The 24,402-nt window shown below is 70.2% G+C and carries 10 protein-coding genes; 6 read left to right on the top strand and 4 right to left on the bottom strand.

The annotated features are described in order from the left end of the window. Positions 1-9: 9 nt before the first annotated feature. From GA0070216_RS23365 to GA0070216_RS23390, 6 genes are all read left to right on the top strand, one after another. Positions 10-11,619 (top strand): DUF6531 domain-containing protein, encoded by an 11,610-nt coding sequence (locus tag GA0070216_RS23365; protein ID WP_091250202.1) that lies wholly within the window; start codon positions 10-12, stop codon positions 11,617-11,619. A gap of 69 nt (positions 11,620-11,688) precedes the next feature. Next, positions 11,689-12,618: a GlcNAc-transferase family protein gene (locus tag GA0070216_RS23370; RefSeq protein ID WP_091250205.1), complete on the top strand. Its 930-nt coding sequence runs from the start codon at positions 11,689-11,691 to the stop codon at positions 12,616-12,618. Between the two features lie 357 nt (positions 12,619-12,975). Beyond that, a complete protein-coding gene (locus tag GA0070216_RS34685) occupies positions 12,976-13,911 on the top strand; it encodes a hypothetical protein (protein ID WP_176739098.1) in 936 nt (311 codons plus the stop codon). An 8-nt stretch (positions 13,912-13,919) separates the two neighbouring features. Then, a complete protein-coding gene (locus tag GA0070216_RS23380) occupies positions 13,920-14,897 on the top strand; it encodes a threonine ammonia-lyase (RefSeq protein WP_176739099.1) in 978 nt (325 codons plus the stop codon). 9 nt (positions 14,898-14,906) lie between these two features. Next, positions 14,907-15,617: an ABC transporter ATP-binding protein gene (locus GA0070216_RS23385; protein WP_091250211.1), complete on the top strand. Its 711-nt coding sequence runs from the start codon at positions 14,907-14,909 to the stop codon at positions 15,615-15,617. Beyond that, entirely contained in the window at positions 15,614-17,950 is a 2,337-nt protein-coding gene (locus tag GA0070216_RS23390) for an ABC transporter permease (protein WP_091250213.1), read from the top strand. Before GA0070216_RS23385 ends, GA0070216_RS23390 begins: the two co-directional genes overlap by 4 nt. Before the next feature lie 23 nt (positions 17,951-17,973). On the opposite strand, the gene GA0070216_RS23395 is transcribed toward GA0070216_RS23390, so the two are convergent. The 4 genes from GA0070216_RS23395 to GA0070216_RS23410 form a co-directional block, all read right to left on the bottom strand. Next, positions 17,974-20,442, bottom strand: coding sequence for an aminotransferase class I/II-fold pyridoxal phosphate-dependent enzyme (locus GA0070216_RS23395; protein ID WP_091250216.1), 2,469 nt, complete (start codon positions 20,440-20,442; stop codon positions 17,974-17,976). After that, positions 20,439-21,449, bottom strand: a complete 1,011-nt coding sequence (hppD, locus tag GA0070216_RS23400) for a 4-hydroxyphenylpyruvate dioxygenase (RefSeq protein WP_091250219.1) — start codon at positions 21,447-21,449, stop codon at positions 20,439-20,441. The genes GA0070216_RS23395 and hppD overlap by 4 nt, the downstream gene beginning before the upstream one ends. A gap of 37 nt (positions 21,450-21,486) precedes the next feature. Then, positions 21,487-23,076 (bottom strand): MBL fold metallo-hydrolase, encoded by a 1,590-nt coding sequence (locus GA0070216_RS23405; RefSeq protein WP_091250222.1) that lies wholly within the window; start codon positions 23,074-23,076, stop codon positions 21,487-21,489. 178 nt (positions 23,077-23,254) lie between these two features. Then, on the bottom strand, positions 23,255-24,055 hold the full coding sequence (locus GA0070216_RS23410) for a ParB/RepB/Spo0J family partition protein (protein ID WP_483819057.1): 801 nt from the start codon (positions 24,053-24,055) through the stop codon (positions 23,255-23,257). Positions 24,056-24,402: the final 347 nt, after the last annotated feature.

Genomic DNA, 24,402 nt, shown 5'->3' on the forward strand with positions numbered 1-24,402 from the left:
CATCCACCCATGGGCGACTTCCACATTCCGAACGACCCGAACTGGCAGTGGGCGTACGACGCGATCCTTTACACCATCGGTGAGCAGTTTCCCAAGGGTGACCCGTCGGAGCTGGAGGCGCTCGGCGTCAAACTCGACCAGTTCGGGCGGAACCTGCTCAGCGGGATGGCGGCGACCCAGTCGCTCGGCGCCGGGCTGCGGGGCAATCTCGACGGTCCCGCAGCCGACGCGTTCGCCCAGTTCCAGAAGTCGATCACCCACCCGATCCCGTCGGGTACCCGCAAGGCCCTGACCGCCGGATACATCGCGAACCTGGCCAACGAGAAGATCGACTACGGACAGGTCCAGATCGTGACCGCGGCGTTCACGATCGTCCTCAGCATCGCCTCGGCGATGGCGACCGGCTTCGGCGCCTCGCTCGTCCCGGCGTACCTGAGAATCGGCCAGAAGTGGGCGCAGGACCTCCTCAACGGGCTGCAGAGCGACCTCCTGCGGCTGAGCCTGCGCCTCGCGGCGGAAGCCGCCGGGGAAGCTGCGCAGGAGGGTGCCGAAAACGTCGCCGCCCAGGCCATCGTGATCGCCAAGGACAACAAGAGCGACGGCTTCGACTTCTCGGACTTCTTCCTCTCTGTCGGTGCGGGTGCCTGGATCGGCGGCGTCGCCGGTGGCGTACACCAGATCGGCGGCAAGTTCTTCCCCAAGTTCTCCGGCACCTCGCACGGCCAGGCCGGATCAGGGGTGATCGGCGAACTGCTCGGCGAGTACACCTTCATGTTGATGCTTGGCGCAGGGGGGGAATTCAACCCGCTGGCCACCGCCGTGTCTTCCGCAGTGGGCAGCTACGCCGACCGGTACGCACAAGATCTCGGGGAGGCGCTCGGTGGCGGCTCCGGGAAACCCGACGCGTCCGACCTCCACGGACCCGGCAAGCTCAAGAATCTCGCCGCCGCCGGCACAGACGTCAACGGCTCCGGCCGACCTGGCGGCGGAGGGCTCCCGGGGGGCTCCGGTGCCGAAGGCCCGGCAGCACTCGCCGGCGGCGACAGGCCGCCGGCGCGGGCGGGCGGCCACGGTCCCCGGAACCCCGGCGGGACGGCGGGTACGGGTGACGTGGTCGCTGGCGGCCCGAACACGGAAGGCGGCAGACCGGGGCACGTTCCGGGGTCGGGTGCCGCCGACTCCGGGCGTACGCCGGAGTCGGACACCACGCCCATCCCGGGTGCGAACCAGGGGCTGCCGGGCCTCGACTCGCCTCCGGTCCGGTCCACGACCCCCGGCCCCGCGAGCCCGGTCGGCGCTCCTTCGAACGCCAACCAGCCAGAGGGCTCCGCCGGTTCGAGGACTCCGGACAGCATGGCGACACAGCGTCTGACCGTGCCGCCGCCAGCCCCGGTGGAGGCGCAGGAGCCGCCCCCGGTCGTCAACCAGCAGCCGGCCGCCGTCAACCCCACCACGCAGCATCCGACCCCGCAGAGCGTTCCGCCGGCCACACCCGGCGACACCACCACCACACCTGGCGGCATGCCGGCCACGCCCGCCGGCACCCCAACCACACCCGCTGGGCCCGCCGGCACCCCAACCACGCCCGCCGGCACCCCAACCACGCCGGCCACACCCGGCAGCACGCCAGCCACTCCCACCGTGCCCGCCGGCACCCCAACCACGCCCGCCGGCACGCCAGCCACACCCGCCGGTACGCCGACCCCGCCCGCCGGCACCCCAGCCGTGCCCGCCGACACGTCGGCGGGACCGGCACAACCCGGCGGCGTCTCCGCCGAGCCGACCCAGCCCCGCGGCACATCTGCCGAGATCGGCCAGCCCGGACCGATGCCCACCGACTCGGGTCAGCTGAGAGCTCCGGTGCGGGTGGAAACCCCGGCCGAGACGACCGGCAGCGGTGCCGGGCCGCTCTCGACCGGCCAGGTGGCCGGCACCACCGCGACCGAGCCGTCAGGCACGACGGAGACGACCACCACTCGGGGAGGCCCGTCGGCAACCGTCGGCCCGGTTCCGGACCCGACCGGCCGTGCGACGCCGACGCCAACGGAGGTGGGGTCCGACCCGGAGTCCGCTGGATCGGTACCGGTACCGGTGCTCCCGGCGAACCCGCTACAGGATCGTTCCCTCCCGGCTCAGCCTGCCGAGGCCGTCCGGGGCGCATCGTCGTCGGGCCCGGCGACGTCGGGCGCATCGTCGTCGGGCCCGGCGTCGACTGGGGTCGGCCGGCGAGAGCAGGTTCCGCCTCCGACCACCGCGCAGAAGCCGCTTCCGCAAGCCGTCGCCGAGGCACCACCACCGCCCACACCTGAGGCGGCGACCACGGTGGACGGGCCAGGCGACGCGAGGGTGCCGGACCTCGCTGTCGACCGCGCCGAACGCATGACCCAGCCGGTGCCGTCGTCCCCCCGGCCCGGGCCGCCGCCGGCTCAGGTGCCGGGCCCGCCATCCGATGGCGGGGGCGGCCGGCACTCGCTGGTTTCCGCCGCAGTTACGCCACCCGGCTCGGTGCCGACGCTGCGGGACGTACCGGTCGCGTTGGTCGCGAAGTCGACGGCCGAGACGCCGACCGCCGGGGACCCGATCGACGTGACCACCGGCCGGATGATCTACGCCGAGACCGACCTCAGCCTGCCCGGCCTGGCCCTGGAGCGTACCCACCGCTCGGACTACCATTGGGGCCGCTCCTTCGGCCCCAGCTGGTCGTCCACCCTGGACCAGCGGGTCGTCACCGACGGCAGGCGGGTGTGGTTCCTGTCCGCCGACGGCTCGATTCTCACGTACCCCGTGCCCGCCGAAGGTGGCGAGGCGCTGCCGCTGCTCGGCCGCCCCGCTGCGCTGCGCCGACTGGCCGGGGGTGGCTGGTCGCTCACCCAGCAGGACACCGTCCTGCTGTTCGCCCCCGCCGGAGACGGCCGCGAGGCGGTCCTCTCCGATGTCGCCACGGCCCGCACGCGGTGGCACATCACCCGGGACGACGCCGGCACTCCCGTCCTGCTGGAGTCGGCAACCGGAGACCGGGTGCGGTTGCGCAGCCGCGACGGCCTGGTGACCGGTGCGCTGTTCGTGTCCGCAGGCGAGGTCCACGACCGGGTCGAGCTGCCGACCTTCGGCTATGACGACCGACGTCGCCTGGTCGAGGTGCGGAACTCGTCCGGCGACCCGGTCCGACTCGACTACGACGAGGACGGCCGGATCGTGCGGTGGGCCGACCGCAACGGCGAGTGGTACTCGTACGCCTACGACGAGGCGGGCCGGTGTGTGCTCGCCGACGGTAACGGCGGCTATCTGCGGTACGCGTTCGAGTACGGCGACGACGTCACCATCGCGACCGACTCGCTGGGCGGTGCACACCGGTACGAGCTCAACGCACGCCGCCAGGTCGTCGCGATCGTCGACCCGCTCGGCGCCACGACGAGGTTGACGTGGGACGCGGCGAACCGGCTGCTGTCGCGTACCGACCCGCTCGGCCGGACCACCCGGTTCGGCTACGACGGTCGGGGTCGGCCGACCGTGCTGACCCGCCCGGACGGCAACACGGTGAACTCCCCGGTGATCGGTGCGCGCCCGCACCGCGTACCCGGGACGATTTTTGATCTTGATGGTCTGGGACGTCCCAGATCGGCGCGGCTCCCGGACGGGGCCGTCACCGAGTTCGGCTGGACTGCCGAGGGCGACCTGGCGTCGCTCGTCGGCCCGGCCGGCTACCGGCAGGAATGGCACTACGACGGCGAGGGGAACCTGGTGGAGAGCACAGATGCGGCAGGCGGCACGGTACGGATCGAGTACGGGCCGTTCGACCTGCCGACAGCGCGGGTCGACGAGGCGGGCCACCGCACGGAGTACGCCTACGACACCGAGCTACGGCTGGTCGCGGTCACGAACCCGGCCGGGAGGGTCTGGCGCTACGCCTACGACGCGGCCGGCCGGCTGACCGAGGAGACCGACTTCGACGGCCGCACCCAGCGGTACGCCCGCGACGCCGCGGGTCAGTTGGTCGCGCACACCGACCCGGCCGGTGACACCACCCACTACGCCTACGACCTGCTGGGACGGGTGACCGAGCGGCGCGTCGGCGATGCCGTGACGCGGCTGCAGTACGACGCGCAAGGCCGGATCGCGGCGGTGCTCAGCCCCGACGCGGTGGTCCGGTTCACGCGCGACGAGCAGGGCCGGGTGATCACCGAGACCGTCAACGGCGAGGCCGTCCACACCTCGTACCACCCGGAGCTGGGCAGGGTGCAGGCCCGCACCACACCGTCGGGCCGGTCGAGCCGGTGGACCTTCGACGCCGACGGTCGACCGGAGAGCCTGACCACCGGCCGGCACCTGATGCGGTTCCGGCACGACGCCGCCGGGCGGGAGATCAGCCGGACCGTCGACGATGTGGTCGCGCTGCGCCAGAGCTTCGACGCCGCCGGGCGGCTGGCGGCCCAGCGCATCGCCGACACCGCCGAGCGTGAGTTCCGCTACGACGCCACCGGTCGGATCACCACGATCGGTGACTCCCATGCCGGCGAGCGGTCCTTCCACGCCGACGAGGTGGGCCGGGTCCACACCGTGACCGCCGACGGGGAGCAGCGGGAACGGTACGCCTACGACGAGGCCGGCAACCTGGCCGGCACGGTCGGCGACCGGTGGGAGTTCGACGGCACCATGCTGGTGCGGTCGGACGACGCCAGGTTCGAGTACGACGGGAAGGGCCGGCTGGTCCTCCGGGTCGACGCGGCCGGCGTGTGGCGTTTCGGCTGGGACGCAGAGGACCGGATGGTGCAGGTGGTCACCCCCGGCGGGGATCGCTGGCGGTACCGTTACGACGGTTTCGGCCGCCGCATCCTCAAGCAACGCCTCGCCAGCGACGACCGGGTGCTCGAAGAGGTGCGGTTCGCCTGGTCCGGCGACCTCGTGGTGGAGCAGACCCATCGGGACGCGGACGGCACCACCTCCACCACCTCGTGGGACTACCGGCAGGACGGGTCGACGCCGCTGGCCCAGCGCGACGGCGACCTGCTGCGCACGGTCGTCACCGACCGGATCGGCACGCCGACCCACCTGGTGGAGGCGACCGGCGCGTTGCACTGGTGGTCACGCAGCGATCTGTGGGGTCGCGGCCACGGCGCGGCCACCCCGCTCCGCTTCCCGGGGCAGTACTTCGACGCCGAGACCGGCCTGCACTACAACCGGTTCCGGTTCTATGATCCCGCGACGGCACGCTATCTGAGCCCCGACCCGATCGGTCTGGCCGGTGGGCCGAACCCCACGGCGTACGTCCCGGACCCGCTGACCGTCGCGGACCCGCTCGGCCTGACGAACTGCACGGTGACCCAGCCGTCACTGGACCCGCTCGGCGACCACGATCCGGCGCGTCCCGTCACCCTCGACGGTGAGCCCAGCCAACTGCCGGACCGGGCCGCCCCGCCACCGCCGGAGGCGCTGTACGGCATGCCTCCACTGGCGCAGGTGGTGACCCTCCAGCCCGACGGCAGTCAGCGCATCCGGCACGAGCCGCGCCCGGCCCTGCGCCCGCCGTCGAACCCGTCGACCGTCGGCACGTCGCCGCACGCCCACGACTGGTACTCCGAGTCCGCCGCCGCACCGTCCAGCCTCACGGAACAACTCTCGTCCGAGAACCCCACGCTGGAGAGCATCCAACGACAGCTTCAGCCGCTCCCCCAGTCGGGTCCGGACGTCGACCGGGACGACAACCTGAACGAGGCGCCCGTCGCCGCGCCCCGCCGCCGAGGCCGCGAGGACGACGAGGCCGACTACGTGGCCGCTCCGAGCAGCAGTCGGAGGCCGTCGGCGGGGCCGGAGGCGTGGCTGTCTTCGAGTGTGGTGCGTCGTGCCCTGAACGAGGAGACGAGCGAGACCTCACGGTGGTTGCCGGTGCAGACGGCGCTGCGGGAATACCGCGAGCTTCGTCGGGACGATCTCGATCAGCGAGGGCTCGCCCTCCGCGCTCTTGAGGGATCGCTGCACAACTGGCGTCAGTATCACGATCGGTGGGACACGAACGCCCGGACGCTCAATCGTTCCCGAATTCGACGGCTGAACGAGATCAGGCGCGACCTGAGAGCCCTGATCCAGACGGAAGACGACGACATCCGGAGTCGGCGTGACCGGGCGACCACCTCTCGGAGCGTACCCACCGCGGCCCGGAGCATCCGGGGGTCGAGGGCTGCGGAGCCGGCCGCGTACACGCCGTTCGGAACACCGGCGCCGGCCAACCTGAACGAACTGCGGCAGGAGTTCGACGGGGTCGGCCGCCTGCCGGAGGGCGTGCAGGTGAACCTGCACGTGACCGGGCTGGCGAACTACAGCGCGATCCGGCACGAAGGTCTCCAGCCCGGCGCGGGAAGCGGTATCGGCCTGCCGGGAGCCGGCGCGGACTCGACCTTCACCTACGTGTTGACCGGGTCCCTACCGACGACGACCGCGGCGGTGACCGCGGACGCGCCTGCGGGTGCGGCACCGGTCGGGGTACTGACCACCGGCACCGGATTCAGCCGGGACGTGAACTATCCGGGTGGTGCACAGCAGTACGGCAACCCCATCCCACCGGCACGCACCTATCCGGCGGGCGACCCGACGTACAGCTTCACCTTCCCGCCCACCCCCCAGACGGTGCGGGGGATCGCGGACTTCATCAACAACCAACGTGCGGCACAGGGCCGATCGACGCTGTCCGACGATGAAGCGATGCTCCGCGTCCGGGCCGAACTGTTCCACCGTTTCCGGTTGCACGTCGCCGACTACCTCGCGCTGCCCCAGAGCCCTGCGACGACGCAGACCGCCGACGACGACTGGAACGACAACCAGACCACCGACGACAACTACTACACCGAGGAGAACGTCTACTACGACAACTACGACGACTACGGGCGTGCGCCGACCGGCTCGCGGGAGACCGGCGAGGTCACAGTGGAGCAGCCGGGGCCGCCGGACCCGGCATGGGTCTCCCCGGAGGAGATCGAGGCCCTTCGCAGGCAGGTGCCCCCACGGGTGGTGAAGGCGACGACGGTCTTCGACGTCGTCGAGAAGCAGGCCAAGGACCCGTCCATCCCCCAGGTGGTACGTGACTCCTACCGCGAGGCGGGCCTGGAGGTTCCCGATTTCGCGCCCGTCAAGCCGTCGATCGGCGCCCAGCGACGCGACCTGGCGTTCAACTACCGGGAATTGGTGACGGCTGACGGCCGCCGGATCCAGGACTTCGAACTGCTGCTGCAACTGCGTCCGGACGACTCCCGAGCGGCCGAGGTGTTCCCGCCCGCCAAGCGGGAAGAGTACGAGCGCGTATTCAGCGACTTCTACAACCAGAAGTACCGGATCGGTCCCAAGAAGGACCAGTTCAACTTCACCATGAATCTCGTCGACACCGCACCCCACGCACACCGCTCGATCAGGGTGACCGGTGGGAATGCCGGCACGACCCAGGTCGTCTGGTCACCGGACACCACCGCCCTGGACGTCGTGCACGAGGGTGCGCACTTCCTGGGGCTGTTCGACCAGTACCTGCTCGATGGCAAGAACACCGTCCTGGACTCCGACGGCAGGCCGGTCAGGTGGGTGCTGCGGCGACACCGACCCGCTCCCGACAACTCGATCATGACGACCATCGATGCGGCGGACCGGCCGGAGCTGAAGCAGCGCGATCTCGACCGGATCTCGCGGCTGCCCGTGGAGGTCGTCCCGCCGGACCCCGGCCGGTCGACCGGACCCGAGGCGGTGCCACCGGACGCCGCACCCGACGACCCCTCGGCCGGGACCGAGGACGGATCGACCGACTACGTCAGTACTCCGAGTAGAAGCCGGACGCCGTCGGCGGGGCCGGACGCGTGGCTGTCCTCGAACCGGGTACGCGACACCCTGGGTGAGGAGACGACCGACAGTTCACAGTGGTCGTCGGTGCAGACGGCGCTGCGGGAATACCTCGGGCTCCGTCGGGACGATCTCGGCGAACGCGACTTCGCCCTCAACGCCCTCCGGGTGTCGCTGGACAATTGGCGTGCCTACCACGACACGCCTGCCGTCCGGCTTCGGACCCTGAACCGTTCCCGGATCCGACGGCTGGACCGCACCAGGCGCCAACTGATGGAGATGATCCAGCAGGAACGCGACGATGTCCGGCGTCAGCGTGACCGGCAGACCTCCTCCCGGAGCAGGCCCACCGCGGCCCAGAGCATCCGGGGATCGAGGGCTGCGGAACGGACCGTGTACACGCCGTTCGGAACACCGACACCGGCGAACCTGACCCAACTGGAACAGGAGTTCCGCAGGGCCGGCAGCCTGCCGCCCGGCGTGCAGGTGAACCTGCACGTCACCGGCCTGGCGAACTACAGCGCAATCCACAACGAGGGTGTCCGGCCCGGCGCGGGGCGCGGTATCGGCCTACCCGACGGCGAGACGGACTCCACCTTCACCTACGTGTTGACCGGGTCCCTACCGACGACGACCGCAGCGGTGACCGCGGACGCGCCTGCGGGCGCGGCACCGGTCGGAGTGCTCACCACCGGCGCCGGTTTCAGCCGCGACGTGAACTACCCCGGTGGTGCACAGCAGTACGGCAACGCCATCCCACCGGTACGCAACTATCCGGCGGAAGATCCGACGTACAGCTTCACCTTCCCGGCCACCCCGCAGACGATGCGCGGGATCGCGAACTTCATCAACGACCAACGTGCGGCACAGGGCCGGCCACCGCTGTCCGAAGAGGAAGCGGTGCACCGCGTCCGGGCGGAGCTGTTCCACAGTTTCCGGTTGCACGTCGCGGACTACGTCGCCATGACCCCCGAAGACCCGACGACGCAGACCGACGACGACTGGGACGACAACCAGACCACCGAGGACCGCTACTACACCGAGGAGGACATCTACGAGGACAACTACCACGACTACGCCCGCGCCCCTCGTCGAACCGGGGAGCCGGCCACCTACCCCCCGACCGCACCGTTCACCGAGGTGACACCGGACGCGGTGGCCAAGAGCACCGAGCAGACGCCGACCGCCGCCGATCCCATCGACGTGACCACCGGCCGGATGATCCTGACCGAGACCGACGTCGTGCTGCCGGGCCTGACGTTGGAGCGGACGTACCGCTCCGACTACCGCTGGGGCCGGTCCTTCGGCCGCTCCTGGGCCTCCACGCTCGACCAGCGCGTCGTCGTCTCCGGTGATCAGGTTCGCTACCTGGCCGCCGATGGGTCGATACTCACCTACCCGCTGCCCGCCGTGGGTGAGGTGACGCTGCCGCAGGTCGGCCGGGCGCTGCCGCTGCGCCGGCTGGTGGATGGTGGTTGGCTGCTGACCGATCCGGTCTCGGGTCGCGCACTGGTGTTCGCTCCCGCGAACGACGCGGAGTCGGTGCTCAGCGACGTGGCCGAGGGTGATCTCCGTTGGTCGATCGCCCGGGACAGCGCCGGCACCCCGATCGAGCTGCGCTCCTCCGCCGGCGCCCAGGTCGGCTTCAGCTCGGCCTCCGGTCGGGTGACGATGCTCTGGCTGCCGAACCAGGTCGGCGCGATGCAGGCCGCGTACCAGTTCGAGTACGACGGCGAAGGCAACCTCGTCGAGGTGCTCAACAGCTCGGGCGACGCCGAGCGGTTCGACTACACCGACGGCCGGATCGTGCGGTGGGAGGACCGCAACGGCGAGTGGTACTCCTACACCTATGACGAGGCCGGTCGCTGCGTCGGCACCGACGGCAAGGGTGGTCACCTGCGGTACCGGTTCGAGTACCAGAAGGGCCAGACCGTCGTCACCGATTCCCTCGGCGCGGTGCGCAGGTACGAGCTCAACGACCGCTTCCAGGTCGTCGCGGAGACCGACGCGCTCGGTGCGACGACCCGGACCGAGTGGGACGGCGCGAACCGGCTCCGGTCACGGACCGACCCGCTGGGCCGCACGACGACCTTCGACCACGATGCGGACGGCCGGTGCGCCACGGTCACCCGGGCGGACGGCAGCCAGTCGACCATCACCTATGACGAGTTCGGCCGTCCGACGTCGTGGCGGGACTTCGACGGCAGCACCCGGCACCGGGCGTTCGACACCGACGGGCGGGTGGTCGCCGAGACCGACGCCGCCGGCGAGGTGGTGCGCTTCGACCGGCCGGTCGAGGAGGGGCCGGGCACGGTCACCCAGGCCGGTGCGACGGCCATGGTCCGCAACGCGGCGAAGCTGGTCACGTCGGTGACGAAGAGTGGCACTGAGACCCGGTACGAGTACGACAGCCTCGGCCGCGTCGTCCTCGTCGAGGACGACCACGGCGTGACCGAGTTCGGCTGGACGCTCGAGGGTGATCTGGCCTGGCGGGAGAACCCGGACGGCAGCGTCGAGAAGTTCGCGTACGACGGCGAGGGGAACCTCGTCGAGTCGCTCGACGCCACCGGCCGCCGCACGTTCCTCGAATACGGCGCGTTCGACCTGGTGACCGCCCGGATCGACGATGCGGGCAACCGCACCGGGTACGCCTACGACACCGAGCTGCGGCTGGCCACCATCACCGACCCCGAGGGTCGGACGTGGCGGTACACGTACGACCCGAACGGCCGGATGGTCGAGGAGACCGACTTCGACGGCCGCACCCAGCGGTACGCGTACGACGCCGCGGGGCAGCTCGTCGCGCACACCGACGCGGCCGGTGAGGTGACCCGGTTCAGCTACGACGTGCTCGGCCGGGTGGTCGAGCGCCGCACCGGCGCCACGGTCACCAGGCTGGCGTACGACGCGGCCGGCCGCGTCGTCGCGGCCGACGACGCCGACTCGGAGATCCGGTTGGCACGCGACGCGGCCGGCCGGGTGGTCGCCGAGACGGTGAACGGGCGCACGGTCGCCAGTTCCTACAGCGAGCAGTTCGGCGCGATCACCGGGCGGACCCGTCCCTCCGGCGCGTCGACGCAGTGGTCGTACGACGAGTCCGGCCGGCCGGCCGTGCTGGTGGCCGGCGGGGAGCACCTCCGGTTCGCCTACGACGGCCCACGCGAGGTGAGCCGCGTCTGGGACGCGGGTCTGACGATCGAGCGGGACGCCGACCCGGCGGCTGCGCTCGCCGAGCGACCGGGTGGGCACGGTGCTGTCCGGTACACGGTGGACGCGCTGGGCCGGCCGGCTGTCCGGTCGGGCGCCGACGGTGACTGGCACCTGTCCTGGAACCACCAGGGCCGGCTGGCCTCGGTCACCACGCCCCGCGGTGACCGGTGGCGCTACCGGTACGACGCGTTCGGCCGGCGGATCGCCAAGCAGCTGTGCGGCACGGACGGTGCGGTGCAGGAGGAGACGGAGTTCGTCTGGTCCGGTGGTCTGCTGGTCGAGCAGCACCACCGGGATCGCGGCGGCAGGGTCACCACGACGGCGTGGGAGTACCACCCGGCGATGGCGGATCCGGTTGCCCAGATCACCGACGGCGCGGTGCACGCCGTACTGGCCGATGTCGCTGGTGCCCCGATGGTGCTCGTCGGCACCGACGGCAGCCGGCCGGTCGACCCGGACGGTGTTCCGCTGCGGCTCGGCGGGCGGTACCTGGACGCGGAGACCGGATTGGAGTACGACGGCTCGCGCTACTTCGACCCGGCGACGGACCGCTTCCTGGTCGAGCCCCGGGTGGCTCCGTTGCCCGTCAGCTGACCACGGCCTGCCCCGATCACTTCGGTGATCGGGGCAGGCCCCCTTTTCGCATCATTCCACGGAGGTGTGGTGAGCATTTTCGTCTCGGTCGCGGCGTACCGTGACCCGGAGCTGGTGCCGACCGTGCTGGACTGCCTGGCGAAGGCCGACCGCCCGGACGAGCTGCGCGTCGTCGTCAACTGGCAGCATCTCGGCGGCGAGGACGTGTCGGCGTTGCAGGCCGATCCCCGGGTCACGGTGCTCGAGTTCGACGCCGGGCGCAGCCGTGGTGTCTGCTGGGCGCGGGCGGAGATCCAGAAGAACTACGTCGACTCCGACTGGTATCTACAGGTGGACAGCCACACCCGGTTCGCACCCGGTTGGGACTCCCGGCTGATCGCGATGGCCGAGCAGACCGGGGTGGCGAAGCCGATCCTGACCTGCTATCCCCCGACGTACGACCCGGCGGTGGAGTTCACCGGTGGGGGCGAGCCGACCCTGATCTTCCTGAGTGGTTGGACCCATGACGGGCTACCGCAGTTCAAGCACTTCCGCATCCCCGAGTGGCAGGCGGCGACCGCGCCGATCCCGGCGCGCTTCGTGGCCGCCGGTTTCCTCTTCGCCCCGGGGTCGTTCGTCCGCGAGGTGCCCTACGACGGCCGGATCTACTACCAGGGCGAGGAGATCAACCTCGCCAGCCGCGCATTCACCTGGGGGTACGACCTGTTCCACCCGGTGGAGGTGCTGGCCTGGCACTACTACATCCGCGAGAACCAGTTCCGGCACTGGATGGATCACCGCGTCCCCGGCAACGACTACTGGTACGACCTGGACCGGGCCGGCCGCCGCCGGGTGCTCGCCATCCTGCGGTACGCGATGGTCGGCGGGCTCGGCATCGGCCCGGTTCGCCCGATGTCTGCCTACCAGGAGTACGTCGGAGTCGACTTCACGACCTGCACCGCGACCGCGGAGGCACAGGCCGGCACGGTTCCCCGTCCCCCCGCGCTGCTGACCGCGTGACCCGCCCCGGGACCGAGCCCGTCAGCCGGTACGGCCCGGTCCCCTCACTCGCATACGCACCCGACGGCGCCACCCTGGCCATCGGCGCGCGCGACGGAGTCGTCCGACGGAACGCCGTGGACGACTGGTAACGGCCGGGCCAGGGCTCCCCTTGATCCGCCGCCACCGCGACGGGTCCTGGCTGTCGGTCATCGGCGGACAGCACGTCCGCGTGATCGAGGCCCGGATCAGCATCACCACCACGACCGGCCACCACGTTGACGACTTCCGGCTGATCACCACCCTGCTCGACCGCGCCGCTACCCAGCCGCCGACCTCGTCGCCCGCCACTACCGGCAACTGCTGGACGCCCGGCTGGTGGACGCGATCGGTCTCGACCGGGCCGGCCAACCACGCTTTCGGCTGCACGAGGTCACCAGGCGGTATGCCCGCGAATGCCTGGACCGGCAAATCGAGGCAACCGACTGGACGGAAGCGCTGTCTCGGGTCGCGGCCGCCTGGTTGGCCCTGGCCCGGCACGTTCAGCAGCAGCTTCGCTGCGAGCGGCTGCATCTCGACGATCCCAGCATCCCGGCGGCCCTCGACGCCCCACGGGTGGTCGATCTTGCCCGCCGCAGACCCATCGACTGGTTCGAGTCGGAACGGGAAACCCTGACATCCATCGTCGTCTCGTGCGCCAGAGCAGGGCTCGTTGGCGCGGCCCGCTGCCTGGCCGGATGGGGAGCGAACCGCTACGCGTTGCGCGCACATCACGAGGACTGGCACCAGGCTACGCGCGCGGCGCTGGAAACCTGCCGTCGCTTCGGCAACCGGCCGGGCGAGGCGGTGATGGCACGAAGCCTCGGCGGCTGCCTCCTGGAGACGGCCACCCCACAGGAAGCGGCGGCTGCGCTGCGGACGGCGGTCGCTTCACGGTGCGGAGCGGGCAGTGGTGCGGGTCGGCACGGCGTGCGCTGGGCGCGCACCGGCTGGTCGTTCGACTGCCGACCTTTCGCGGTTGAACGTGCCAGGACACCGGCCGCCGCAACCACCACCGGGCGTGCCCGCCGCCCGTCGCGCGCCCTGTTCAGCGGGCTCTTCCCGGGCATTGAGGCCCGTGTGACGATGACCAACGCAATCGGTCGACAAGCCCGTCTCGTCGGATTCCGATCGCCCGACCCCGCCACGGGCGGCCGACGCGATCAGGAAGGGGACCAACCGTGCCGTCCGATCAGGGGAACGGTGCCACCCGGGCCGGAACGTCGGCGCTCCGACTCATCCACCGAGACCTCGAACAGGCCCGGCGCGCTCTGACCGGAAGGGTGCGCCGGACCCCGGTCCTCCGCTCCGACCAACTGACCGCCCGCTACGGCGTGCGACTGTGGATGAAGGCCGAGAACCTGCAGCGTGGGGGCTCCTTCAAACTGCGCGGGGCGCTGCTGGCGGTGGATCGCCTGGCCGCTCGGGGCAGTCGGGGCGTGTTGGCGCAGAGCACCGGCAATCACGCCATCGCAGTCGCCCTGGCCGCCCGCAGACACCGACTCCCCGCCGTGCTGGTCGTGCCAACGGACATCTCCGCGGTGAAGGTGCGGCGGATCCGGGAAACGGGTGCCGAGGTGATGTTCGCCGGCACGACGCTGGCGGAGCGGGTCGCCGCCGTGCTGCAGTTGCGGGACCGGCACCGCTACGACGTGGTCGACCCGTACGAGGACCCTTCGGTAGTGGTCGGCCAGGGGACCGCGACGGCTGAGCTGATCGAACAGGTCGCCGCTGAAGGGGGACGGTTGGACGCCGTGGTGATCCCGATCGGTGGTGGAAGCGCCGTCGCCGGCGCCTGCCTGGCGGCCCATCCCCACGGGGTGGCGGTGGTCGGTGCCGAGCCGGAGGCGGTACCAGCGTTCACCGCAGCGTTGCGCGCCGGAGAACCGGTGTCGGTCGCGGCGTCGTACACCATCGCGGACGGGCTACGTCCCGACCGGATCGGCGACCTGCCCTTCGCGCTTGCCCAGCACGGGGTGGCCGCCGTGGTGACGGTCGACGAACCGGGCATCGTCGATGCGATGCGCGCGTTGTTCCTGCACGCCGGTCTGACTGTCGAGCCGGCCGCTGCCACGGCGCTGGCCGGCGCGGCGCAGTACGCAGCCGGCCGCGGCGTCGACGTGGGGGTGCTGCTCTCCGGTGGAAACGTCGAACCGGAGCTGCTCGCGTCGCTGCTCAGCGACACCGGCGCGGCGACTCCGGCCGACTCGCCCGCGGGCTACATTCCGTGGACGGATGTTCCGTGGGGGTCGCACTCATAGGATGGCTATATGCCATTGGAAGGTGACGAATCAGGCCAGATCGTAAGTCTTACGGACTTGTGCAAGGAATTCCCTGATGGGACACGAGCGCTCAGCGGCGTGTCACTCCATATTCGGCCCGGCGAGGCGGTCGCGGTGATGGGGCCATCCGGTTGCGGCAAGTCGACCCTGCTCAACTTGGTGGCTGGGGTGGACCGTCCCACCTCCGGTTCCGTCGTGGTGCACGATGAGGACCTCAGCCAGTTGAACGAAACCGGCCTCGCTCTCTTCCGGCGTCGGCGGATCGGAATGGTCTTCCAGTTCTTCAACCTGCTCGAAGATCTACCGGCGTTGGACAATGTGGCGCTGGCCGGGCAGCTCGCCGGCGTGCCTACCGCTCAGGCCCGCCAGCGCGCCCGGGAACGACTTACCGAACTCGGCGTCGGCGACCGGGCGGACGCCTACCCGGCGACGCTGAGCGGTGGGGAGCGACAGCGCGTCGCGGTGGCCCGCGCCCTGATGAACGAGCCCGCGCTCCTGCTGGCCGACGAGCCGACCGGGGCTCTCGACAGCGCCTCCGGTGCCCAGGTCGCCGACCTGCTCCTCGCGCTCAACCAGCGTGGCCAGACACTGCTGCTGGTCACCCACGACCAGATGCTCGCCGAACGGGTGGCCACCCGCGTGGTCGAACTCGCCGACGGTGCGATCATCGGTGAACGGGTGCTGGAGCAAACGGCATGACCGCCACCTGGCGCGCGATCCGAGCGACGGTGCGCCGCCGCCGGGTGCAGACTTTCGTGATCGGTCTGGTGGTACTGGTCTCCGCCGCCACGGCAACAGTCGCGCTGACCCTCATCAGCGCGGCATCCAGACCGTTCGACCGGAGCTTCGACGCACAACACGGCGCACACCTGGTGCTGGTGCTGGACGCCACCAAGGCCCCGGCAGTTCAGCCGCCAGTGGACCGCTCCGCTGGCGTACAGGCGGTCGCAGGTCCGTTCCCCCGGGCGGTCCTCAACCTGCCGGCTGACTCCAGCGACGCGGTCGGACTTGGCGCGCTGACCGTGGTCGGCCGAGCCGACCCGGGCGGACCGGTGGATCGTCTCGACCTGTGGGCCGGTCGGTGGGCCACCGCGCCCGGCGAGATCGTACTCAACGCCGCGCCCTCCGACGCGGAGTCCGGACCAGGCCGGCTCGGTGCGCGGATCGAGGTACCCGGGCGCTCCGCCCTGACCATCGTCGGTCGGGCGTACAGCGTGAGCCAGACCGCCGACGCCTGGGTCCCCCCCGACCAGATCGTCGCGCTCGGGCCGACCACCGCCCAGGTGCTCTATCGATTCGCCGACGCCGACACGCCTGCGGCCGTGGCGGCCCACGCCTCGGCGGTCACCGACGGACTGCCCCAGGGTGCCCTGCTGGGCTCCCAGTCCTGGTTGACGGTCCGGCAGGCGGTCGCCGCCGGCCCCGGCGCCTACATCCCGTTCCTGACCACGTTCGGTCTACTCGGCCTGGCGGTGGCCATTCTTATCATCGGCAACGTCGTCAGCGGGGCCGTGGTGTCCGGCTTCCGGCACATCGGTGTGCTGAAGGCCCTGGGGTTCACGCCGCGCCAGGTCGTGCTGGTCTACATCAGCATCGCGCTGCTCCCGGCGATGGTCGCCACCGTGCTCGGCACTGGGCTCGGCTACCTCGTGGCACGCTCGGTACTGAGCGACGCCTTCAGCGGGTCGGGGTTCGGCGGAAACGTTGGCGTCGCCTGGTGGGTGCCGGTGGTCGTACTTGTCGCGGTGCCGGCCGTCGTGGTGGTCGCCGCCCTGGTGCCCGCCGCGCGCGCGTACCGGCTTTCCGCCGCCGAGGCGATCAGCGCAGGCAGCGCGCGGCGTGCCGGGCGCTGCCTTGGCGTACAGCGCTGGCTCAGCGGCACACGGTTGCCCCGCGCGGTGAGCCTGGGATTGGGACAGCCGTTCGCCAGGCCGGCACGGACCGCCCTGACCCTGGCCGCCGTGGTGCTCGGCGTGGCCACCGTGGTGTTCGCCGGTGGGCTGGCCGCGACCGTGTCGCGCTACGCGGAGGTCAGCGACGTCAACAACGCCGCCCCGATCGCCATGCGCCCCGGGAACCCGGCCTTCGGACAGGTCGCCCCCGAACTGGACGCCGCCCAGACCGAGGCGCTACTGCGGGCTCTACCCGGGGTCGCGCACCTCAGCGTGAGCACGGTCGTGCCGGTGACCATTGCCGGGCAGACCCGCACGATGAGCGGCGGCTTCCTGCGCGGCGACACCGACGCCGGACTGGCGGGAATGATCGTCGAGGGCCGTTGGCTACGCGGCGAGGACGAGATCGTCGTACCGACCGCGGTGCTGAACGAGCGCGGGTTCGGCGTCGGCGAGGACGTGGCACTCCAGTTCGGCGGACGGATCCGAAAGGTGTCGATTGTCGGTGCGACGCTGTCCAGCGGAGTGGGATCGGCTGACTTCTTCGCCGGCTGGCAGACCCTCGACGCGTTGGCACCCGGGTACCAGCTCCCCAGCTCCGACCTCTTCTACCAGATCGAACAAACGCCGGGCACTGACGTGGCCGACCTGGTCCGGCGGGTCAACGCGGCCACGCCCGGCCTGTACGCCTGGGACAACCGCGGAACAAACTCCTTCAGCAGCTCGGTCTTGAGCTTGTCGATCACGCTGTCGGTGCTGCTGGGCCTCGTCGCGGCACTCGGCGTCCTCAACACCGTCCTGCTGACCGTCCGGGAACGCCGTCGCGATCTGGGGATCCTGAAGTCGATCGGCATGCGGCCGAGCCAGGTCGTGACGATGACGGTGGTGTCGATGGCAGCGCTGGGCATCTTCGGCGGGATCCTCGGGACACCGTTGGGCGTGTTGGCCCACCGCCTGATCGTGCCGCTGACCGCCAGGGCAGCGCAGATCGACACCCCGGGGTTCCTCCTGAACGTCTGGGATGTTCCAGTCGTCCTCCTGCTGCCCCTGGCCGGGCTGGTGATCGCGACGATCGGTGCGCTGCTGCCGGCACGGTCGGCGGCCCGCCTACCGATCGGGCAGGTGTTGCGCAGTGAGTAGGCCGACAGCCCTCCCCCCGCCGGTCAGAGCGGGGGAAGGGCTGTCGAGCGAGCCGGGAGGCAGCGGGCGGCTTCGGCGGTGATGAACCGCGCCAACCGGGCCACGCCCTCCTCAAGCTGTTCCGGGGAGAGGTAGCTGACCGACAACCGGATGCTGGTCTCACCGCCACCATCCGGATAGAAGTACGACATGGGCGTCCAGATCACACCGAACTCCTCGGCGGATCGGGCAAGCGCGGCCTCGTCCGCCGGGAACGGGACCTCAAGACTGAGGAAGAACCCGCCAGCGGGCGCGTTCCACCGCACACCGAGCGACTCTCGGCGCTCGGCCGGGAACCACCTGTCGAGCAGGCTCAGCGTGCTCGCCATGGCATCGCCGTAGAACCGGGACGACTCCGTGGTGTGGGCGGTCGCGCTTCGCCCGCCCGCCAGCAGCATGCCGCCGACCACCGCCTGGCTCAGCGGTGCGGTATTCAACGTGACCATGCTCTTGATCTTGGCGATCTCCTTGGCCAGCAGGGTGTTCTGCCCGGCGCCGTCGGTGACCGGTTGGTCGGCTACCACGAACCCGACCCGGAGCCCGGGAAAGAAGGTCTTGGAGTACGAGCCGAGCTGCACCACGCGACGCCGATCGTCCATCCTCTTCAGGGTGGGGAGTTGACCGCCCGGGCTGACCAGCCGGTACGGGCTGTCCTCGAGAACGAGGAAGTCGTACCGGGCGGCAAGGTCCAGCAACGCGGCCCGCGCGGCCATCGGGATGGTGTTGCCGGAGGGGTTCGAGTGGTCCGGCACCACGTAGCAGGCGCGTGGTGTACGACCCCGTGCCCGCTCGGTGCGCACCACCGCCTCCACCGTGGCCGGATCGAAGCCGGCTGGCCCTTCCGGCACCGGCACCACTGTGACGCCCAGCAGTCGGGCCACCCCGGTGATGCCCACATAACACGGGGTGGACACAAGCAGGACGTCGTCGGGGCCGGCGATCAGCGCCCGCACGGTCAACAGCATCGCCTCTTGGGCTCCGGTGGTGACCACCACCGCGTCCGGAGACACCTCGATCCCCTCGTCCAGCCGGAGCGAGTCGGCGATCAGGTCTCGGATGATCCCGCTGGCCGGCCCGTACTGGAGAAGCTGCTCCCGGATCTGCTCGGCCGAGCTACCCCCGGCCTCCAGGTGCGCCAGGTAGCGCCGCGCGTGATCGAACATCAGTTCCGGATCGGGAAACAGCGGGCCGAACGGGCGTCCCGGAGCGAAGGACACCGCTCGCGGGAAGTGGGTCGCCACCTCGTTCAGGAAGTTCATGGTGTCCAGCACCGGGTCGCTCAAGCTGGCATGCAGGTCCTGCCTCAGTAGCCCGACCGATGGCCTCGACGCGGCCGGCTCGTGCACCGGTTCGGTCCGAACCGGGCCGTGCGACGGCGACAGCCCTCGTTCCAATAGGAGCTGCGGACCAGCATCGGCGACCGTGGCGGTGCCGCAGAGGAGCATCGCGTCGAGCATCTCGTCCACCAGTATGTCCAGTACCTGCTGGACGCCCTCCTGGTTTCCGACCGCTAGGCCGTGCAGCACCGGACGGCCCACCAGCACGGCGTCCGCTCCCAGCGCGAGCGAGATCAGGATGTCGATACCGCGGCGTACACCACCGTCGAGCAGCACCGGCACGGCACCGGCGACCTCGGCGGCGATGGCGGGCAGGACGTCGACGGTGGCTGGCACACCGTCGAGCTGCCGACCACCGTGGTTGGACACCAGCAGACCGCTCACCCCGACGTCGACTGCCCGCCGGGCGTCCGCCGGGTGCAGGATGCCCTTCAACAGGATCGGCAGTGGGCTGATCGAGCGCAGCCAACCCACCACCGACCAGTCCAGCCCCGCGTCGAACTCGTCCAGCGCGTGGTCACTGGGCGAACGCCCGTCGGTGCCCGCGATGTTGGCTGCGGACACCCCGATCGGCAACCGGAATCCGTTGCGGATGTCCCGCTGCCGACGCCCCAGCCGGGGCGCGTCGACCGTGAGCACCAAGGCGTCGAAACCGGCCTGCACGGCCCGCTCGATCAGCCGACGGGTGGTCGAGCGGTCCCGGAAGCAGTAGACCTGCAACCAGAGCGGCGCGCTGGCGGCCTTGGCGATGTCCTCGAACGAGCGCCCGGCAAACGTGCTCACCACGAACGGTAACCCCGCTGACCCGGCAGCAGCAGCCGTAGCCACCTCACCGTCGGGGTTCACCAGAGTGTGGTACGCGGTGGGCGCGATGCCCAGCGGCGCGGCCCAGGTACGCCCGAGCACGCGGGTTTCCGCAGCGGGCCGAGCGGACCCGGTCAGCACCCGGGGTACGAGGTGCAGCCGGTCGAAGGCCGCCCGATTCGCCGCGAGGGTACGCTCGTCCCCCGCAGCGCCGGCGATGAAGTCCCAGACCCCGGGCTCCAGTCGCTGCTGGGCGAGGCGGGCGAAGTCGGCCAGATCGACGACATCACCTGGAGCTTGCGCCTCGGTCACTCCGCGACCAGACGGTCACGCTCCACGGCCTCGTAGAGCGCTCGGATGTTGCGCGAGCCGAATCCGCGCGATCCACGACGCTGGATGAGCTCATAGAACAGGGTGTTCCGATCGTGGGGCGACCGGGAGAACAGCTGCAACAGATATCCCCACTCGTCCCGATCCGCCAGCACGTTCGCCGCCCGCAGCGCGCCGATCTCGGACGCCATCTCCGGGAACCGCTCGCCCAGCATGTCGTAGTACGACCGTGGCGTGCTCAGGAACGTCACGCCGCGCTCCCTGAACTGCGCGACTGCCGACAGGATGTCGTCGACCAGGAATGCCAGGTGCTGCACTCCGGGTCCACCGTTGCGCTCCAGGAAGGCGTCCAGCTGGCCCGAGTTCCGGGCCAGGTCGGGCGCGACGAGCGTGAACGTGACCCCGCCGGAGGCGCTGCGTACCACCACCGAGTCCATCGCCTGACCACCGACGTCGACGTACTCGCTCGAGAACGGGGTCAGGCCGAGGCCAGCGCCGTAGAAGTCGACGACCTTCTGCAGCGATCCGCCGGCGACGCAGATCGCCACGTGGTCGAGAAGTCGGACGTGCCGGCCCGACTCAGTCGGCGCGCCGGGCTGGCGCGTCCTGACCCGATTCGCCGGCCACCGGCCGAAGTCGGCGGGGACGAGCGTGTGCCGCACCGCGCCGAAGCCGGAGACCACCGGTTGCCCGTCGACGACCGTCACGTCGGCTCCGGCCGCGCGTGCGGCATCACTCGTCGCCGGAACATCGTCACAACTCAGGGCGATGTCGGCGACACCGTCTCCGTGTTCGTTCAGGAACTGCGTCGTTGCCGGCCCGGAGGTGACGACCAGGTCCACCTCGCCCTGGCGAAGCAACGAGGAGGTTTGGCGGTCCGTGACCGACTCCGCGACACGGGTGAAGCCCATGGCCGTCATGAAGTAGTCCTGGACGGCCGGTGAGTCACCGACGTACAGCTCCACATATGCCAGAGACTGGGCGCTCATCGCCAGCCTTCCTCTCGATGTGACTCGGGGCGGTGCCTCACCAGCTCCACTCCCGCTGGTTGAGGAGGTGTTCGCCGGTGATGCCGTGCTCCGAGCACCAGGCGAGGAACTCGTCGATCTGCTTGAGCTGGTAGGTGTCCTCGGTGTACGTCGTCGCCATGACGTGCCCCTGCCAGCACTCCTCGCCCATGGCGTAGATGCAGGCCTCGTCGGCGCCGAGTTTCACGGTGATCGCGGCCGCCTGCGCGGCGTTGGAGCCGGACAGCTTGCGGGAGTCGCTCATCTTCTTGCTCACCGGCTTGGTGATCAGGCCCTGGTAGAGCCAGGTGAGTGGGGCGCCGTCGCACTCCATGCCGAGGAAGGCCATGTCGACCTTCCCGACCTTCTCCCGGATGTAGCGGTAGAGAGTGGGGTCGATGCCCGAGGAGTCGGCGCCGATGAAGACGGATGCCCCGGCGAGCCGGACGGCGTACGTGGACTTGCCGCGGATGTCGAGGTCGGCGTGCTCACCGAGGAAGGGTGTCGCCATCACCGTGCCGCCAGGGAACGGGATCTCATCGAAGTCGTCCACCTCGACGACGGGCAGCCCGAGGTGCTTCATGTACAGGCCCATCGACGGGTCGACCAGATTGCCGCGGGAGGTCCGCGGCACCACGACCTTGCCGACCCGCCCCCGCAACTGCAGGAGGGTCTCCAGGACGATGTGGTCCTGGTGGCCGTGCGTGATCAGCACCAGGTCGATGAAGTCGGGCAGGTCGTCAAGGGTGTAGCGGCCGCCCTTTGTGTTGTCCGTGCTGATGAAGGGATCGGTGACGATGGCCGCCTCCGGCGTCTGCAGCACCAGGCACGCGTGGCCGAAGTAGCGGATCCGCCCGCCGCTGGTGATGTGCCGGTCCGGGGACAGGCTCGGCTGGTCGCTGAGCATGGTCTCCAGCAGGGCAGCCTGCTCATCGTCGAGTTCCAGGGCCTCGCGCAACGCGGCGAGCGTGGTGGGCTCGACCCGCGCCCGGACCAGCGCCTCGAGGCCCGGGTGCCGGAACGGGATCGCCAGATCCAGCACCCCGGGGCGGGGCAGGCGGGGGGTACTGAGGATGAACGGCCGCTCCACACCGTCGTCGAGCGAGATCTGGATCGACTGACGGCGCTCGTCGTAGACCGAGCTGTGGTAGAGCAGCGGTTCGAGGAACCGGACCGACGGCTGGTTGCTGGTGTCGTAGGCCAGCTCGACGAGACCGTGCAGCGCTGCCGGCAGCTTCGGGTACAGCGGGGACAGATCGAAGCCGATGGCGTTCTCCCGAACCAGATCCTCCGCCTCGGCGACAGCGGCGGCGAACTCCAGCATGTCTGCCCGGTCGCGCTTGATCGCATCGACGAGGGTGGCGACCTCGTGGGCGCGGGACTCCTCGATGTTGACGAAGTAGCCACCCCGCAGCTCCGGATTGTTGCTGGCCGCGATATGCACCTGGGGCGAGTGCAGATACGACTCCAGCAGCGGCATCTGCACATTGGCCAGATTCATTGCCGCCTGGGCCGGCGCAACCGTGTACAGCCAGGCGTAGAACCGGTCCACCAGCGGCTCGATGATGACATTGGAGCGGAGATACTTCTGTTCGCTTTCAGGGTTCATCGTTGTTCCTCCAGCTGGGAGATGGTGCAGCACGACCGGCCGGACGCGCACCAGGGGAAGTATGGGAATTGCCGGAATGGTTCCTCGTTGGCGCGAGCCCTTCTGGCCTGACCAGTCGTCCGGGAAGAGCGAGGGTGGGCGTTTCCCGGCGTCGGCAGCGATAACGCTGCAGCCCACGTCAGGCCATGCGGCGGGAGCGCTGGTCGAGGTCGTCGGCGATCTCACGCCATTCGTCGGCGCACCGACGGGCAACATCGGCTAAAATATAGGTGGCGTGCGGCGGAAGCCCGTCGCTGATGTGCTCCCATTCTCCGGGCCGCAGCGCCTTGGAGAGAATCCACCGAAGCAGATCTCGACCAGTCTCGCTGAACCGTAGCGACGGATCAACCCGTAGCCCGTGCAGCATCGCCTCGATGTCTGGTTCGTCGGCCGGGTCGCCGCCTCGGCGTGCCGGACGCACCGGCCGACGCTCGGCTCGCTCGTTGTTGCCGGGGACCGGGTCCTCACCGCGCTCGATCCGCTTGCGGACGTCGCTGGCAGTCGCCGGGGAGATGCCAGCTCGCTTGCCGATCTCACGCAGCGAGGCCATCGGTGACTCTCGGATCACCTCGGCCGCTTTGAGGCGTCCCTCCGCGTTGTCCAACGGGCGTATCCGCCCGTCGCGGCCGACTCGGGACCGCGCCTCGTCGAACGAGTCATCCTCCACCGCGAGTCGTCGGCGCAGGTTGCCCACGAGCCGTGCGCTGATCCCCGCGGCCACCGCGATGGCTCGGTCCGACCAAGCCGGGTGGGACCCCATGATGCGCTCGGCCGCGCTCGTCCGGTCATTGAGCGACAATGGACGGCCGTGGGCGATGTTGGCCTTCACGGCCAGCACGAACGCTTCCCGTTCCGTGCCTTCGAAGAAGCGAACACCGATCGTCTCGTCATTGCGGAGCTTTGCAGCGGCAAGTCGATGCATGCCATCGATGACTCTCATCGTCGCCCGGTGCACAATGATGGGCGGTAGCTTCGCCTCAATACTCGCAAGCACCCGGATATGCTCCGGGTCCTCACCCTCGCTGCGCGGCGAATCCGCAGGTAGAAGGGAACTCACCGGCACCCGACACGTCGGCGCGACCCCACCTCTCAACAAATCGAGATGCTGAACTGGGGACACACTTTCAGGTATCGAGCCCACGGCTGCGACGGTGAAGAATTGCGACTGATTCAATTGCACTCCCCGTTAGTGCGAAAGGTCGGCAGAATTACCTTTCCCTCTTCCCACCGGCCCGTGCATTGACAAACCTGAATAAAATAGCGTGCCGGTCTATCCTAACCACCGAC

Source organism: Micromonospora matsumotoense (assembly GCF_900091525.1).
In the GTDB taxonomy this organism is placed as follows: domain Bacteria; phylum Actinomycetota; class Actinomycetes; order Mycobacteriales; family Micromonosporaceae; genus Micromonospora; species Micromonospora matsumotoensis.

What these genes read in the sequence shown, in the direction of transcription:
- GA0070216_RS23385 (WP_091250211.1), top strand. Translation starts at nt 14,907, where the DNA reads ATGCCATTGGAAGGTGACGAATCAGGCCAGATCGTAAGTCTTACGGAC.
- GA0070216_RS23410 (WP_483819057.1), bottom strand. Translation starts at nt 24,055, where the DNA reads ATGAGAGTCATCGATGGCATGCATCGACTTGCCGCTGCAAAGCTCCGC.
- GA0070216_RS23365 (WP_091250202.1), top strand. Translation starts at nt 10, where the DNA reads ATGGGCGACTTCCACATTCCGAACGACCCGAACTGGCAGTGGGCGTAC.
- hppD (WP_091250219.1), bottom strand. Translation starts at nt 21,449, where the DNA reads ATGAGCGCCCAGTCTCTGGCATATGTGGAGCTGTACGTCGGTGACTCA.
- GA0070216_RS23405 (WP_091250222.1), bottom strand. Translation starts at nt 23,076, where the DNA reads ATGAACCCTGAAAGCGAACAGAAGTATCTCCGCTCCAATGTCATCATC.
- GA0070216_RS23390 (WP_091250213.1), top strand. Translation starts at nt 15,614, where the DNA reads ATGACCGCCACCTGGCGCGCGATCCGAGCGACGGTGCGCCGCCGCCGG.